Genomic DNA, 265 nt, shown 5'->3' with positions numbered 1-265 from the left:
CGGCCACAACGCCGTCGTTGCGATCGCCTCCGTCTGATCACAGCCGAACGCCCCCGGCATCCCCCGACTGCGGCGGGATGGCGGGGGCGTTCGGTTCGTCGTCGGGAGGGAGATACGCGGTCCCGGTGCCGGGAAGCGGTCACCGGCCTCCGGTAGTGGCGCCTCCCCCACCCGACATCTGTCAGCCGACCTTGTGCAACCAGACGATGTGCTGGTTGTCGCCGGCGTGGCGGAACGGCTCGAGTTCCTCGTCCCAGGCGGAGCC

Annotated in this window: 1 protein-coding gene; it reads right to left on the bottom strand. The window is 70.6% G+C overall.

Features of this window, described 5'->3' with window-relative positions; all coding sequences use genetic code 11:
• Positions 1–181 precede the first annotated feature (181 nt).
• Positions 182–265, bottom strand: an 84-nt coding sequence (locus ACZ3HG_RS23920) for a DUF3145 family protein (RefSeq protein WP_465334884.1), incomplete at its 5' end; no start/stop codon positions are given.

The sequence above is a fragment of the Erwinia sp. PME.40.26/001 genome, from assembly GCF_055556675.1.
The sequence above is the reverse complement of the archived record's forward strand: the minus strand, read 5'-3'. Positions and strand labels throughout refer to the sequence as shown.